Origin of the sequence: Bacillus sp. AR13-1, from assembly GCF_008042285.1 — a bacterium.
Taxonomy (GTDB): Bacteria; Bacillota; Bacilli; order Bacillales; family Bacillaceae_G; genus Bacillus_A; species Bacillus_A mycoides.
In genome coordinates this window covers 40,109-55,280 of sequence record NZ_QNUA01000057.1, presented here as the reverse complement: position 1 = coordinate 55,280, position 15,172 = coordinate 40,109, and the positions used below count along the sequence as shown (strand labels likewise).

Annotated in this window: 13 protein-coding genes and 3 pseudogenes; 10 read left to right on the top strand and 6 right to left on the bottom strand. The window is 34.3% G+C overall.

Going from position 1 to position 15,172, the window contains the following annotated elements; translation table 11 throughout:
* The 3 genes and pseudogenes from DN408_RS29610 to DN408_RS29600 all read left to right on the top strand — a co-directional run.
* Positions 1 to 624 (top strand): BclA C-terminal domain-containing protein (locus tag DN408_RS29610; RefSeq protein WP_472926209.1); only part of this gene is annotated, 624 nt, incomplete at its 5' end.
* 485 nt (positions 625 to 1,109) lie between these two features.
* Positions 1,110 to 1,480 (top strand): annotated as a pseudogene (locus DN408_RS32360) (exosporium leader peptide-containing protein); the annotation flags it as partial.
* A pseudogene (locus tag DN408_RS29600) lies at positions 1,471 to 2,268 on the top strand (tyrosine-type recombinase/integrase); the annotation flags it as partial. The pseudogenes DN408_RS32360 and DN408_RS29600, both read left to right, overlap by 10 nt.
* Positions 2,269 to 2,628: 360 nt before the next feature.
* Here DN408_RS29600 and DN408_RS29595 read toward each other — a convergent pair.
* Together DN408_RS29595 and DN408_RS31695 are read right to left on the bottom strand one after the other, a co-directional pair.
* Positions 2,629 to 2,904 carry a stage V sporulation protein S gene (locus tag DN408_RS29595; protein WP_002035358.1) on the bottom strand — a complete coding sequence of 92 codons (276 nt, stop codon included), beginning with the start codon at positions 2,902 to 2,904 and terminating at the stop codon, positions 2,629 to 2,631.
* Positions 2,905 to 3,095: 191 nt separating this feature from the next.
* Positions 3,096 to 3,245, bottom strand: a complete 150-nt coding sequence (locus tag DN408_RS31695; RefSeq protein ID WP_002012544.1) for a hypothetical protein — start codon at positions 3,243 to 3,245, stop codon at positions 3,096 to 3,098.
* Between the two features lie 190 nt (positions 3,246 to 3,435).
* On the opposite strand from DN408_RS31695, the gene DN408_RS29590 reads away from it, so the two are divergent.
* On the top strand, positions 3,436 to 4,020 hold the full coding sequence (locus DN408_RS29590; protein ID WP_002127124.1) for a hypothetical protein: 585 nt from the start codon (positions 3,436 to 3,438) through the stop codon (positions 4,018 to 4,020).
* 194 nt (positions 4,021 to 4,214) lie between these two features.
* On the opposite strand, the gene DN408_RS29585 is transcribed toward DN408_RS29590, so the two are convergent.
* The 3 genes from DN408_RS29585 to exsG all read right to left on the bottom strand — a co-directional run bounded on the left by DN408_RS29585 (position 4,215) and on the right by exsG (position 6,699).
* A complete protein-coding gene (locus tag DN408_RS29585) occupies positions 4,215 to 5,825 on the bottom strand; it encodes a lipase family alpha/beta hydrolase (RefSeq protein WP_002127122.1) in 1,611 nt (536 codons plus the stop codon).
* 262 nt (positions 5,826 to 6,087) lie between these two features.
* Entirely contained in the window at positions 6,088 to 6,297 is a 210-nt protein-coding gene (locus tag DN408_RS29580; RefSeq protein ID WP_002085943.1) for a hypothetical protein, read from the bottom strand.
* 249 nt (positions 6,298 to 6,546) lie between these two features.
* The gene (exsG, locus tag DN408_RS29575) at positions 6,547 to 6,699 is read right to left on the bottom strand and encodes an exosporium protein ExsG (RefSeq protein ID WP_000395678.1); all 153 of its coding nucleotides are present in this window, start codon (positions 6,697 to 6,699) and stop codon (positions 6,547 to 6,549) included.
* Positions 6,700 to 6,909: 210 nt separating this feature from the next.
* On the opposite strand from exsG, the pseudogene DN408_RS29570 reads away from it, so the two are divergent.
* The 5 genes and pseudogenes from DN408_RS29570 to DN408_RS29545 all read left to right on the top strand — a co-directional run bounded on the left by DN408_RS29570 (position 6,910) and on the right by DN408_RS29545 (position 14,090).
* Positions 6,910 to 7,794, top strand: a pseudogene (locus DN408_RS29570) (excalibur calcium-binding domain-containing protein).
* A 203-nt stretch (positions 7,795 to 7,997) separates the two neighbouring features.
* Positions 7,998 to 8,705 carry an iron-sulfur cluster repair di-iron protein gene (gene ric / locus DN408_RS29565; protein WP_078178748.1) on the top strand — a complete coding sequence of 236 codons (708 nt, stop codon included), beginning with the start codon at positions 7,998 to 8,000 and terminating at the stop codon, positions 8,703 to 8,705.
* 983 nt (positions 8,706 to 9,688) lie between these two features.
* A complete protein-coding gene (locus tag DN408_RS29555; RefSeq protein WP_033733892.1) occupies positions 9,689 to 10,651 on the top strand; it encodes an AAA family ATPase in 963 nt (320 codons plus the stop codon).
* Positions 10,651 to 11,865: a DUF58 domain-containing protein gene (locus DN408_RS29550; protein WP_078178747.1), complete on the top strand. Its 1,215-nt coding sequence runs from the start codon at positions 10,651 to 10,653 to the stop codon at positions 11,863 to 11,865. The genes DN408_RS29555 and DN408_RS29550 overlap by 1 nt, the downstream gene beginning before the upstream one ends.
* Entirely contained in the window at positions 11,862 to 14,090 is a 2,229-nt protein-coding gene (locus tag DN408_RS29545) for a transglutaminase TgpA family protein (RefSeq protein ID WP_050001449.1), read from the top strand. The genes DN408_RS29550 and DN408_RS29545 overlap by 4 nt, the downstream gene beginning before the upstream one ends.
* Before the next feature lie 83 nt (positions 14,091 to 14,173).
* Here DN408_RS29545 and bsaA read toward each other — a convergent pair whose 3' ends face one another.
* Entirely contained in the window at positions 14,174 to 14,656 is a 483-nt protein-coding gene (bsaA, locus tag DN408_RS29540; RefSeq protein WP_078178746.1) for a glutathione peroxidase, read from the bottom strand.
* 225 nt (positions 14,657 to 14,881) lie between these two features.
* Here bsaA and DN408_RS29535 point away from each other — a divergent pair, with 225 nt between their 5' ends.
* Positions 14,882 to 15,091, top strand: coding sequence for a DUF3925 family protein (locus DN408_RS29535; protein WP_002127081.1), 210 nt, complete (start codon positions 14,882 to 14,884; stop codon positions 15,089 to 15,091).
* Positions 15,092 to 15,172: the final 81 nt, after the last annotated feature.

Below are 15,172 nucleotides of genomic sequence, written 5' to 3'. Positions count from 1 at the left end.
CCAGGAACTGGTGGACCTCCGGGGCCTACTGGGCCTACCGGCATAACCGGAGCAACCGGGCCTTCTGGTGGACCTCCGGGGCCTACTGGACCTACCGGAATAACAGGAGCAACCGGACCTTCTGGTGGACCTCCAGGACCTACTGGACCTACCGGACCTACCGGATTTCCAGGAACTGCTGGAGCTACTGGGCCTACCGGACTTACAGTATCTGGGTTATCTCATTATGCTTATGTTTTCAATACATCAGCTCAAGTTGTTGCCTTAGAAGCACCTATTCTTTTTAATTCACATGGTAGAATGACATCTGGTTTTACTCATACGCTGGGAACTTCTCAATTAATGGTTCTTAATGCAGGAGATTATAAAATTTCTTTTTCTGTATCAGGAGTTGAGCCTAATCAATTCACACTTTTTTTAAATGGCGCTCCGGTTACCAACGCAGTTTATGGATCAGGTGCAGGAACTCAACCAAACAACGGCCAAACAATCCTCGCTTTAGCTGCAGGTGATATTATTACCCTTAATAATCATACTTCCGCTGCTGCAGTTACTTTGCAGACTTTGGCAGGTGGAACACAAACAAATATAAATGCTTCGATTGTAATTGAAAAATTAAATTAATTTAATCATTTATTTCTTGAAACTCTGGCAGTAAATAACCTAGAGTGGATTCTTTTTTAACAAGCAGTTAGCTTTTGCTAGCTGCTCTTTTAATTAAAATAACGATTTTATTTGAACCCATTCACCAATTTCATACTTTTACATACTATAAATACTACCTTTCTATATAATGCGCGCTCGTCATTTTCATTATGATTAGGCATAAAGAGTGCTCTCAATCAGCGCTCTTTTTTATTACTTTGAATACATTATTACCAATCCATGGAATACACAGGTTTCTCTGGACCAGTTACCTTGTATTCCTTGTATTCCTTGTATTCCTTGTACACAGAACCCGTTATAACTAGCGGGTTCTGTTTATTTTTATCTATACAATAACTATTTTGTTTAATTTATAAAATACAAGCGCTTGTCCATTTCATTTTGTTCTACCCCTACATTTACTATTAGTAATAAGAACTGAACTTTTCAGAGGTGAAAATATAATGGACGAGTTTTTATCTTCTACTTCAATAAACCCTAATTTAGTTGGACCTACTTTACCACCCGTTCCACCATTCACACTACCGACTGGACCAACTGGACCCTCTGGATCACTATCAGTAGCTTATGGAACTTTTTAGCAAACAGAAATCATTACAGTCCCTTTCGAATCCCCTTTTTCTTTTAATCAGGCTGACCCTATGGTGGGGGAATTTCTCTGTTAAATCCAACCACAATTAATATCACCCAAGCTGGGGATTATCGAATTTCTTTCATTTCCTCGATTAACTTGACTGTAGCCCTTTCATTTCCTTATTCGCCTACCATTTCTATACTATTAAATAACAGTCTGATTCCAAATTTCAAAGCTACTATGCTGAACTTAAGGAAAAAGGACTATCAAATGGTACAATCAGCAATATCCATCGCTCCCTAAGATGCATTTTCAAACATGCTGTAGAATGGGAAATCATACATGATAATATAATGAATAAAGTAAAAAAACCACGTGAAGAGCAAGGTGAGATGAAAACATGGTCGAGCGAAGAATGTAATCGATTCCTCCAGTATCTAAAAGAAAAAAATATTAAGTACCATATGTTCTTCTTACTTGCAATCTATACAGGTATGAGACGTGGAGAATTACTTGCACTAACATGGAAAGATATTGACTTTGATAATAAACGTATCCTGGTTAATAAATCACTTGTAAAAACAGAAAAAGGACTATTTAAAGCTGCTACAAAAACTAAATCTTCAAATAGAAGCGTTAGTATCTCTTCTTTTGTTATAGGGAAGTTACAATCCTACTACTCTTATAAAAAGAAAGAATTTTTCCGCTGGGGTATACACTTGAATGAAGAAGCCTTTATTTTCACCGACAATACGATACATTCACCCTTACATATAGATGCTCCTCATCGCTTTTTGAATGATCACTATAAAAAAGCTGGTGTTCCTCGAATTCGTATACACGACTTACGACATACTCACGCTACACTCATGCTTCAGGCTGGAGAACACCCTAAAATCGTACAAGATCGCTTAGGGCATTCCTCTATTCAAATGACTTTAGACAAGTATAGTCACATCACACAGAACATGCAGCAACAAGCAGCAGAAAACTTCGAGAGTATAATAAAATCTAATGAAAACACCTGATAAAAAATGAAAATACTTAATGTGAGCAAAATGTGAGCATCCAGGAAAATCACCACTTAGAAACCCTGATATAATAAGGTTTTCCATACTATCTCGTTGAATCTTGGGAGAAGAATGAGCAGTTTTAGAATTGTTGATTTTAAAAAACATAAAAACCTCAAAAATGCCAAATCCCTTATGTCACAAAGGATTTGGCATTTTTAAGTTTCTAGAAAAACCCGCTAAATATAAAGAGGAATTAAAAGTCATAAATCCGGTACAATACTGTATCCACGCCCAAGAAACTGTCAAATGAAATAACGTGTCTAACTTTTTGGAGTTTATTGACCTTTTCAAATCCCCTTATATTAATGCTCGCTATTAAGACCTTCTCCTTCTAGGACCTACAATTAATTTGATTGCTGTTCTTTCTTGATTATCGATAGTAACCTCTTGAAACGCTGGAACAAGAACCAAGTCAATGCCACTTGGAGCTACAAAACCTCTTGCAATCGCAATTGCTTTAATCGCTTGATTTAAAGAACCAGCTCCAATCACTTGGATTTCTACTTTGCCACTTGCTCTTAGTACGCCCGCTATTGCACCTGCCACTGAATTCGGACTTGATTTTGAGGATACCTTTAATATATTTTCCATGTAAGTTGCTCCCTCTATTATTTAATCTCTCTTTTCTTACTGTTTGAAATATAACTAACGTATCTTTAACTACTATTCGAAATAAATACAAACAATTCTGTATAATTACATTTATTCGATATTTTTTGCCTTCTTCCTGCACAACTACATAAATAAAAAGCGACGACTAAGTTAAAAACTTAATCATCGCTTTATCCATTTCTCTGTTTCACTAAAATGCTGTCCTTTAAATACTTCTCTTCTTTACTTTGGCGATATACTATCTTAAAGTTTAAATACTTCAACATTTTAAAACCTTGGATAGAGTTATCTGCTAAATATTCATCCTTTTTCTTCTCCAAAATTCATTACATAGAATATTCTAACTCCATTTTTTTGAAAACTATATTTCCTCATTAGAGCACTTTATATTATGCCAGCTTTTTATCCCAAATCTATTACCTTATATATGGACAAGTATACACGCCAATTGCTTTTCGATTGCATAAACTACTATGTGTTATACATTTATTAATAATAGGAGGTAATATATTGGGTTCATACTATCATTCTTCAAGTTCATATAAAAGATCTTCATGCCACTCTTCTTCTAGTTCATATAAAAAATGTTCGTGTCATCAATCTTCCAGTTCGTATAAAAAATGTTCATGCGACCATTCACATAAATCATCTAAGCCTGCTTACGGCACTTTTTGGCAAACTGAGTTTATAACTGTTCCTTTTGGCGGTTCTTTTCCGTTTAATCACGTTGGCCCTTTGGCAGGAGGAGTTTCCTTATTAAATCCGACTACTATACAATTTAGTAAAGCTGGTGATTATAGAATTTCTTTCATTTCAAGTATTAACACTACGTTAAATCCTGTATTTCCCCATATTCCAGTCATCACTATATTTTTAAATAATAATCCACTTGCTAATAGTCAAGGTGATTTCGCTTTTCAAATGAATACTTCATCAAATAACGAATGCCTTCAACTAGTTGGCGAAACTATTGTTACGGTGCCTGCTAATTCAACTCTTCAACTTAGAAATAATAGTGGTTTCAATCATCAAAGTATTGTAACTTGTGATAATGGTATAAATTCAGTTGAATTAACAGTTACAAAACTAAGTTAATACTATTCCCTCACATTCAGATGCTAATTCAGCATCTTTTTTATTGCATAACGTTTTTTTGATTCCTATCGTCCTCTTATAGAACATAAACTCCTATTTCACTTTTCTATTCATCTAATAAACATGAAAAAGTGCCGAAATCCTTCTTCCACAAGAATTCGGCACTTTTTTTATTAAAATCGATTCATTCTTTCCTACTTCTCCACATAAACCGATTTAACTATCGTACGATTATAAGGTTGTCCTTCCTTATTCATTCCTTTCATATCAATTGTAACGTTATATACACCTGGCTGTTCTATATTTTTCAAAGCACCTGTAAATGTAGTTGTATTAATATTTTTCGATTCATTTGATTCAGAAACTAATTTTCCATCTTTATTAATTACTCGTACTGTTACTGAAAGATCGCCTTTCATTTCTGGAGCTACAGGTGATTTTTTGAGTTTATACTCTGCTTTATTTACTTTAACCTTTGCCGGCATTTGAAGGACGAACTGAGCATCTTTTTTGTAATCGGTCACGATTAAATATGCATCTTTCGGCTGCTTCGCCATCATTTTAACTTGCCATTCTCCTGCTTCCATTTTATCAAATTTAAATGTTCTTATAGTGGCTCCTTTAAAGAGAGATTCACCTTCACCAGTAGATACAGCACTATCTTTATTTGTATAAACTTTTCCTTTTGGAGATATTAGTTGTATTTCTACATCTGAAGAAGCTGTTAAAATAGAAACTACCCCTTCTGCTTTTTTATCAACTGCGACAGTTTGTCCTACCCACTCATTTTGTGACAACTCTCCTCCTAAAATAGCTTGATTAGAAGTTGTGTTTAATTGTTCTACCTTATCCTCTGAACTATTACTCGGGGCTAATAAAGCTGGTACTGGCACATTTACTGTCCGTAAATATGGTTCAATTCGTGCGAAAACGGCTGAACCTTTTCGTATATTATCATGATCAAATCGTGAATCTGTAAATAAATGTGTTCCATATGGTAACTTAGCACTCCATTCGTTCACCAATCCATCATTAGAACCGTATGATGACAAATACAACCCGCCCATAGATAGTGCTGAAAAAACAGGTCCCCAGCTTGTCCCAGTAGCCGTATAGTAACGGTTTAATTTAGCTGCAGGATTATTATCTATTGTAGAACGAAACTTTGCCATTTCACCTATTTGCAATGAATATGTCCCATCATCTTTTTGACCTAATATAGAGGCAAGCCATCCTGCCCACCAACTATATGATAAATCCGCTAAATTGGATCCGTAATGTGGAGTGGCAAGAGTAATAACATTTCCAACAAATCGATTCGCTCCATATCCAACTAACGCAGCTTGTGTATCAATACCACCTTTACTGTGAGCTACAATATTTACTTTTTTGCCAAAATGATTATAAATCTCTTCAAGCTTTTGTGCTAACAATTTTCCATTGTCCCATTGGCTAGCTGATCCTTTGCCCGCGGCATCATATAATTGAATAAATACAGTTTGATAGCCTGCTTTCAAAGCATAATCGTACATATCATTCATCTCATGATATACTGTCTTTCCATACCAACTATCCGCATTACCATTTCTTCCTTGTACAAAGAGAATTGGTGTTTTATTCTCATCATAATTAGCAGGTTTCTGACCTAAAAACCATTCTCCAGGAGTAAATACTTCTTGATCTGGAAAGCCAGTCTTAAGTTCTGTTACAACCTCCGCGTGTACATTTGCACTAAAAACCAGCGGACTCATAAAACAAAGTACAATAAATAATGCGATACTCCTTTTCATAATTCCCATTAACATCCCCCTTTTTCTCCTGAAAGAAAACGCTGCCATTCCGTTGAACACCAATTGTTTTAAATCCCATTTAATCAATTACTTTTACGTTACAATATAATAAGAAATTAATAGCCGCATTCCTTTCTTATCAAACGTTATTCTCTCAACATTTCTTCATTCCTTTTTACAATAAGCGTTTTGAATATTTCTCAATAAAACTTTCTCTTTACAAAAAAACTGCGTATAAAAGGTCTCTTTAATAACCTTTTATACGCAGCTTCTTTGTTTAAAACTCGATGATGTACTCATCATCATATTTATCGTATTGCAAACCCGCTCCTATTTTGAATTCTGTAACTTGATCTCTTAGAAATGGTGCATCTTCTATTTTACTAGTTGCTATTTCAATCCCATATTTTTTTGTTAAATGCGCTAATTCTATTAAAAACCATTCTCTTCGTAATACGACTGGAATATCATACGTTCGTCTTTTCATATATACTAGCACCTCTTCTATTTTCATTATTGAAAAGAATATCACTTCTACTTTCGATACACTTTTTAAAACTATCGTTCATCATCAAAGGCCAATGAAACATTATAGTATATGCATGTCCGTTTTAAACGTGCTATGGCAAAAATAATATTAAAAAACTTAAAAAGTCTTATTTAGTTTACATAAAAAAATTATGTAATAGTAAAAGGGGAAGGCTTGTCCCTCATCCTTTTACTATCAAAAGCTAAATTAAGAACATCTTGGTACACCTAAAGCTAAGAATAAACCTGCTACTCCCGCAGTAATCGGTACTTTTAACGTAATAACATCGTCTACTTTCGTTACTAAAAAGAAAGCATTACCTTCTTGTAATATACAAGTTACCAATAATTGAAATTCCATTTAAACCCCCCCTCCTTTTAATCGATATATTATACTTTATGAATTCTACTTAAAAATGTAATAGGAAATATATCTATTTTTCCTTATATATAAAATAAATGTTTATAAGTCTATTAAAAATACTAATTTTCTAAATTTATATAAATCGTGTAATATCCAATAAGTTCCTATATAATCAATAGTGAAAATCTTACAAATGGAGGTATAAAAATGGCGATTTTGAGTAATATTGGTGCAGCTTTATTTTTTATTGCTTTTATTCTTTTAATACTATGTATTATTTCATTCTTTAAGAAAACTGGAAAAACAAAACAATATGGTCGTCCTACTGTTATTCTTTTTATGATTTCAATTCTCTTAATAGGAATGGGCACTACAAAATCTGAACACCCAGTCATCGATTTTTTTGCTACTTTAAGTTTAATTTTATTTATTTTTTTCCTTGTTCTAGCAATCTTATCCGTAATTAAAAAGACAGGTGTAGCAAAAAAACAATTTATTATCACTGCTATTTTATTTGTCATTTTTGTTGCATTATCAAGTATTTCAGCTCCTTCTTCTGAAAAGACGGCAGCCACTAGTAAAAAAGTTGCTTCTAACAATGCAGAACAAAAAGAGAGCGAGAAGAAAAAAGAATTAGAAAAGAAAGAAGCGGAAGAACAAGCTCTTAAGCAAGAAGATGAAAAGCGTCTAGCTGATGAACAAGCTCGTAAACAACAAGAAGAGCAAAAACGTCTAGCTGATGAACAGGCTCGTAAACAACAAGAAGAGCAAAAACGTCTAGCTGATGAACAGGAAAGGACACGCCGAGGAACAGGCTCGTAAACAACAAGAAAACGCCAGGCTGATGAACAAGCTCGCAAACAACAAGAAGAGCAAAAACGCCAAGCTGATGAACAAGCTCGCAAACAACAAGAGGATCAGCAAAAAGCACAGCAAGCTCAAACACAACCAGCTGCAAGTAACAATAGTAATGTAACTTACAAAAATTGTACTGAAGTTAAAAATGCTGGAAAAGCTCCATTATATAGAGATCAACCAGGTTATAGCTCTAAACTTGATCGTGATGGCGATGGAGTTGCATGTGAAAAATAGTAGTAAAAAAGAAGCTTCTAGTAAGCTTCTTTTTTTATTATCAGAAACTATTGCGACGAATTACCCTCCCTCTCCCTTTTATAAAACTCATTTTATTATTCTCAAAAATGACAAATAATAAGTGATTTAAATCACCACATTGATTTTAATTTATCGCTATTCTTGATTTAGATATTACATTTAAATTTTATGGAGGCATTCATATGAAGCATACATTTACTGAAACTTCAATTATCGGTGAGATTGTAACACAATTCCCGAAAGCTAGTGATCTTTTTAAATCATATAGAATAGACTTTTGTTGTGGTGGTAGTAGACCACTTATTGATGCAATTAATGAAAGAAATTTATCAGTAACAGAGGTAATCACAGAGTTAAATACGCTTTATAATAATACGAAACTATTAAACGAATCTGAAATTGATTGGAAAAATGCTTCTTATCAAGAATTGATTGATTATGTTGTAAATAAGCATCATCGCTATTTAAATGAAGAATTGCCACAGTTAAGTCCATATGTGACGAAAGTATTACGCGTTCATGGGGTAAGTCAGCATCATTTAGCTCAAATTCATAAACTATTTCATGAACTTAAAATTGAATTAGAACAACATTTAATTAAAGAAGAAACGGAAGATTTCCCATTAATTTTAGAATTCGAGCAAAATCCAACTGATGAAAACTATGCAAAGTTACGTAAAGTAGTAGATGAGTTGGAGAATGAACATAACCACGCTGGCAATATTATTAAAGAACTTCGTAAGGTGACAAATGACTTTACTCCACCAGAAGGAGCTTGCGGCACTTATCGCCTTGTTTACCAGCGCCTTGAAGCCATTGAATCTGATTTATTTGAGCATATTCATTTAGAAAATAATATTTTATTTCCGCGTGCAATTTCAAGAGCATAAATAAAGTGCAGGACATGAGTATAAATGCTCATGTCCTGCTTTTTCATTGTGTGAAAAATATTCACGCTTCCCCCGCCTTTTCACTGAGTAGCTTGATATAATCTAATTTATTGAAGGAATATGTTAGATTGCATTAAGGAGTTGTATTTATGAAAGAAAAAATGATTAAACAACATTTACGAGAGGTCTTCCTCTTTTAAGAGATTTCAGAAGAAGAACTACATCCTGCCTCTCTTCTTTAATCCCACTAAAAAACAAGTCCTCTCATAAAGTAAAACTTCTAATCAAATGTTCACTCCTTTAATACGTCTCTCTTACATACCCTTACTATAAGGGGGGGGAAAATACAGATGTGACATTTCGCACAGTTCAAGAGATTGTCAAAAATTCAGTAGAAAATAAGTTTGAGAGAAATTATTCGGAAACAAAGGTTTCTTTGTTCGGTTGTGAAGTTTTAGGATCACCCGTGATTATTAGGAGAATAGGAATTAGAGGCTACACCTATTTTGCAAAAGAAAAAACGCAGGAGACATTCCTACGTTTTTCTTTATAAATATAAAAAAAGTTTTGATATTATTTCAAAAATGCTATAAGAAAAAGATTATAAATTGTATGTAAGGAATTTATTTTTTTCAACGCTCCTATTTTATATCAAGACATACTTTACACAAAACTACAAATCATTATTTACTTTATTGCTCTTAGTTACGGAAACAATTATACTAGATGTAATCTGATTAATAATCTGAATATTCTTTTAATTCAGAGTGAGATTTCCTTTGAGGGCATAGAAATTGTAGAGTATATCACCATGATTTTTTAACATTTAAGTTTTTCCTATTTATATAAGTTCTCAATATGAACTTATATAAACCATTCCTACTTACCTCTTAGATTACTATTATACTGCATTAAAATGAAGGAACTCCTTTTCTTTAACATAAAAATGAATTAGAAGCGATAATAAAATTAGGAGGATTACGATGCCCCAGCTTGATTCATTACATCCCATAGTAGAAAAAATAATCACCAATATTGAAAAATTAATGGTCGGAAAACGAAAAGAAACGATCTTAGCTTTGACAGCTCTCTTAGCTGAAGGTCATGTACTATTAGAAGATGTTCCTGGCGTTGGGAAAACAATGCTAGTACGTGCTCTTTCTAAATCCATTGATGCCGATTACAAGCGTATTCAATTCACACCTGATTTACTGCCGTCAGATGTAACAGGTGTTTCTATTTATAATCCAAAAGAACTCCAATTTGAGTTCAAGCCTGGACCGATTATGGGGAATTTTGTACTTGCTGATGAAATTAATCGTACATCTCCAAAGACACAATCTGCCTTACTTGAAAGTATGGAAGAAGGCACTATCACAATAGATGGCATTACAAGATCGTTACCAAAACCTTTCTTTGTAATGGCTACACAAAATCCGGTCGAATATGAGGGAACATATCCTTTACCAGAAGCTCAGCTCGATCGTTTCTTGTTGAAGCTAAGAATGGGATATCCTACACCAGAAGAAGAATTTGAAATTTTAAACCGGATGGAAAAAACAAATCCACTCTCTCATTTACAAGCTATTACTACAATAAAAGAATTACTTTATTTACAACAAAGCGTACGGGAAGTAAGCATGGACAAAGCAATCAAGCATTACATTGTAAAGCTTGTTAGTCAGACTCGTTCTTATAGTTCTATACAGCTAGGTGCAAGTCCACGCGGCTCAATCGCTTTAATGAAAGCTTCACAAGCTTATGCATTCATCCATGGCAGAAATTATGTTATTCCAGACGATGTTAAATTTTTAGCGCCTTACGTTTTAGCTCACAGACTGATTCTAAAAATGGAAGCAAAATTTGAAGGAATAACAGGAGAACAAGTTATCGCCAAAATCGTTGCACGAACTACCGTGCCGACTCAAAGGACGAAAAACCTTTGATGAAACGACTACTACGAGCACTATATCACGTTACGAAGTTATTGCTAATACCTCTATGCCTATTCTTAACATTTGTATACGCTATGCTTCAAGGAGGATTTGTAAGTTGGTTTTTGTTTTACAGTACGATTCCTATTGGCCTTTATTCACTACTACTTCCCTTCTACGCTTTACGAGACGCTGAAGTAAAACGAATAACAAACCAAAATGAATATGCAGCAGGAGAACAATTTTTAAGCACTATTACAATAAAAAGAAGATTTCCTTTTCCCTTACTTTATTTAATTATAGAAGATGAACTGCCATCACAATTTACAAATTGTAGACAAACGAAGGTGAATAAGGTAATACTCTTTCCAGGATTCAAAAGGAATATTTCGTTTCAATATGTTATTGACACAATCCCTAGAGGAGAGCACACTTTTTCAAGTGTACGTGTCAAAACTGGTGATCTATTCGGTATGATGGAGAAAGAAGTAACTTTTTCAGTTCCAGATACATTTTTAATCTATCCCCAGTACGTAGATATAACATATCGACAATTGGAAAATCATTTCGAACAAGGAGCGCTTTCAGCAAATATAAATTTAGCAAAAGACTCTACAATCTCTGTCGGTGTCAGAGACTATAAACCTGGTGACCGCTTTTCATGGATTGACTGGAAAGCAACTGCCCGAACAAACAATATTATGACGAAAGAGTTTGAACAACAGCGCAGCCATAATATCATGATATTCATGGACAGAACTGAGTCCCCTCTATTCGAATCAGTCGTAACGTTTACTGCCTCTATTGTGAGGGCTGTCTTGAAGCAAAATTCACCAGCGTCATTCGTGTCTGTCGGAAAAGAACAAACTATTTTCCCTTTAAACAATGGAGATACTCAGTTGCAACAAATCTTTTGTCATTTAGCGAAAGTGCAAGCAGACAGTATATTCCCGCTCTCTCGAAGTGTAGAAATGGAATTAAGAAAAATTTATGAGCCCGTAACAATTATACTCGTGACAAGCGATCTTTCTCCCGATATTCAAAAGGCGGCTAATTTTGCTGCTATAAAAAACAGAAAATTAATGGTGTTTGTCGTGAAAGAAAAAGCAAATCAACTCTCCCATCGAGAACTAAGTATTCTAGAAACTCTACAAAAACGAAAAATATTTGTAAATGTGGTTTATGGGAACCGGTATACAAACGCGTTTTTTGAGGTGAGCAAATGATAACATTACAAACAAAATACAAATGGGATATGAGCAGATTTTTCATGCATGCATGCGCATTTTTACTTTTACTAGAATGGCTAAGACCCCTTATAGGTATTACAAACGTAGGTAGATTAGATATTTTTGTAATATTTATAGGAATTTGCTTCACTCTCTCTTTTTTTCAAACAAGGTGGCAGATTCCAATAAAGATCGTCACGATCTTATTCATCATTCATTTCCTGTATTATAAAAATGCTTTTATAAATCCATCTTGGCTAACAAAATTTTTTGCTGATATTTCTCGAAATTCCTCTCTGTTTTTCCAGGGGGATTTGCTAGATATTTCTCCAGTTTTTCCAACATTATTATTTTTTCTATCATTTTGGTTTTTGAGTTCTTTCAGCTCTTTTTGGGTTATTCATAAAAAACGTGGGTTGTTATTTCTTGCATTGACTATTATTTATATCACAACTTTTCATAACTTACATTTATACAATGCAAACTACGCTATTATTCGTACTGTTGTCATCGGCTTTTTTATACTTAGTCTTCTTCAAATAGAACGAATAAAAAAGATGGAACACTTACAAAATTATGCTAGAGCAATCTCAAAATTACTTAGACCTCTTACAATATTTATTGTATTGTCAGCAACCATCGCATACTGTGCTCCAAAATTTGGCCCTCAATGGCCAAACCCAATGGATTTTTTGAAATTCAACACATCTGAAGCAAGTAAAGAACAAGCAGTTTCTAAAATTGGATATGGTCTAGATGACTCGCAATTAGGCGGTCCTTTTAAGCCGGATAATACAATTATTTTTACAGCACAAACGCAAAACAAACAATATTGGAGAGTAGAAACAAAAGATTTTTATACAGGAAAAGGTTGGGATGTTTCTGAAAATCGAAAAAAAGTTTCTTTTAAAAATAAAAACGACGTCGTGAGCTGGTACGAACCAAATACAAAAACGGAGATAACTGAGGCAACAATCACCATGCAAAAAAGTTATCCTCACCTTACCTATCCAGCAGGATTAGTATCAGTTGAGGCTTCTTCTGATGTATCATACAGCGTTGACCCATTTTCAGAAAAAATCTATACGATGCACGGAGACTCTTCTACTACTTTAAATTCGTATAAAGTAACATATGAGGTTCCGGAGTTTTCCATAGAAAATTTGAAATCTGTAAAAACGAATGAAGGTCATGAAACAAGTCCTTATTTCATGACAAAGTACACACAACTTCCCGAATCATTACCGCAGCGAGTAAAAGACTTGGCTGTCAATCTTACAAATGATAAAGACAACCGATATGATAAAGTATTAGCTATTGAAAATTACTTTACAGACAATTCTTTTGTATACGAAACAATGAATGTCTTATACCCTGCCAAAAACCAAGACTATGTAGATCAATTCCTTTTCGATACAAAAAGCGGTTACTGCAATAATTTTTCGACATCTATGATCGTGTTACTTCGTTCTGCTGGGATTCCTGCTCGCTGGGTAAAAGGATTTACAGAAGGAACTCTGGAGAATACACTTGCCTCTGCAGAAGGTGAGAATGTTTATACAATCGCGAACAATAACGCACACTCTTGGGTCGAAGTATATTTCCCAGGATACGGATGGATTCCATTCGAACCAACAAAAGGATTTACCAATCCCTATAATTTTACAAATAATACTCCTGCTTCTACTTCACAAAATAACGAAGTAAATAATTCTAATAACGAGCCAATACACCAACGGAACAATGAAGCAAAGCTCAAAAGTTTAATAGAAAATACAGAAGAAGCCTCTACTAAAAAGATTACAAATTCCAAAAATGATTTTTCTTGGTGGTACGTATTCCTCTCTACGATACCGATTAGTATCATCGGATACATTCTCTTCACCACTAGAATGAAATGGATTACATTTTTTATTATTCTTTTCTATAAATACCGAAAAGATGATGCTGTTTATCAAAAAGCTTACGGTGCACTTTTAAAACAATTTGCGAGAATCGGCATACCACGGGGTGAAAGTCAAACATTCCGAGAATACGCTCTCCACATCGATACACTTTACAATTCGGCCGATATGCAACAACTTACTTTCAGTTATGAGAACGCTATGTATCAAAAGGAACAGGCCGCAGCCGCATGGAAGACATCCGTACACTTATGGGAAGTGCTTATGAAAAAAGCAGCTTCTCTGCCTAAATCAAACGACTACGATAGAGTGATTTAATCTTGATAATGTGAGTTTAAAGAAAACACCTCAAAGAACTACATTGTTCTTTGAGGCGTTTTTTAATAAAGTGAAACTCCTAATTATTCCCCAAGCACCTTCTCAATCTCAACCTCTAAATCCATCGGCTTCGTCTGTGGTGCAAAACGGCCTACTATTTTCCCGTCTTTTCCAATTAGAAACTTAGTAAAGTTCCATTTCACTGCTTTCATACCGAGTAAACCTGGTGCTTGTTCTGTCATGTATGTATAAAGTGGATGAGCCTTGTCACCTTTTACATCAACCTTTGCAAACATCGGGAAGTTTACACCGTAGTTTAATTCACAAAAACTAGTAATATCAGCTTCCGTTCCCGGTTCTTGTCCTCCAAATTGATTACAAGGAAAACCGAGTATTTCTAGTCCTTGGTCTTTATATTTATCATATACTTCCTGTAACCCTTTATATTGTGGTGTAAATCCACATTTACTAGCTACATTTACAATAAGAAGTGCTTTTCCTTCGTAATCTTTTAACGATTTTTCTTCTCCTGTTATTGTTTTAGCTGAAAAATCATAAACTGTCATTGTTCATACCCCTCTCTTCACTATCATTCTATGTTTATACTATACTACATTCGTGAATATACAGCTCTTATTACGTACTCACATACCGAAATGATAGCGCTTTATTTCCGTTCGAAAATTCGACACAATATACTAGACTTTTATGATGGAAAGTTTTACAATTAATTTGTGAACAAAATGTGACAGTTTATATTTCCATTATAATAGAAAAGGATGGTGTTCATTATGAAAACTGCACAACATGAAACGATTTCAAATCGCGAGTTTTATTTCGTACTATATATGATGTTATTGTATGTTATTGGCTGGGTAATCGATGTAAATGGTTTATTTTTAAGCTCCTACTTTAATTTAGCAGGAGAAATTATGCTTCCGATCGTTGGCGGCATTGTTGGACTGTTCGTTATGTCTATCAATAAAGAACAAACAAAATAACTACATTACAAAAGGGCAGAAGACGAGCTTTCGTTTTCTGTCTTTTTCTATTTTTAGCGTATAATAGATACATACCGTATA

What these genes read in the sequence shown, in the direction of transcription:
- DN408_RS29595 (WP_002035358.1), bottom strand. Translation starts at nt 2,904, where the DNA reads ATGGAAAATATATTAAAGGTATCCTCAAAATCAAGTCCGAATTCAGTG.
- DN408_RS29585 (WP_002127122.1), bottom strand. Translation starts at nt 5,825, where the DNA reads ATGTTAATGGGAATTATGAAAAGGAGTATCGCATTATTTATTGTACTT.
- DN408_RS29580 (WP_002085943.1), bottom strand. Translation starts at nt 6,297, where the DNA reads ATGAAAAGACGAACGTATGATATTCCAGTCGTATTACGAAGAGAATGG.
- exsG (WP_000395678.1), bottom strand. Translation starts at nt 6,699, where the DNA reads ATGGAATTTCAATTATTGGTAACTTGTATATTACAAGAAGGTAATGCT.
- ric (WP_078178748.1), top strand. Translation starts at nt 7,998, where the DNA reads ATGAAGCATACATTTACTGAAACTTCAATTATCGGTGAGATTGTAACA.
- DN408_RS29555 (WP_033733892.1), top strand. Translation starts at nt 9,689, where the DNA reads ATGCCCCAGCTTGATTCATTACATCCCATAGTAGAAAAAATAATCACC.
- DN408_RS29550 (WP_078178747.1), top strand. Translation starts at nt 10,651, where the DNA reads ATGAAACGACTACTACGAGCACTATATCACGTTACGAAGTTATTGCTA.
- DN408_RS29545 (WP_050001449.1), top strand. Translation starts at nt 11,862, where the DNA reads ATGATAACATTACAAACAAAATACAAATGGGATATGAGCAGATTTTTC.
- bsaA (WP_078178746.1), bottom strand. Translation starts at nt 14,656, where the DNA reads ATGACAGTTTATGATTTTTCAGCTAAAACAATAACAGGAGAAGAAAAA.
- DN408_RS29535 (WP_002127081.1), top strand. Translation starts at nt 14,882, where the DNA reads ATGAAAACTGCACAACATGAAACGATTTCAAATCGCGAGTTTTATTTC.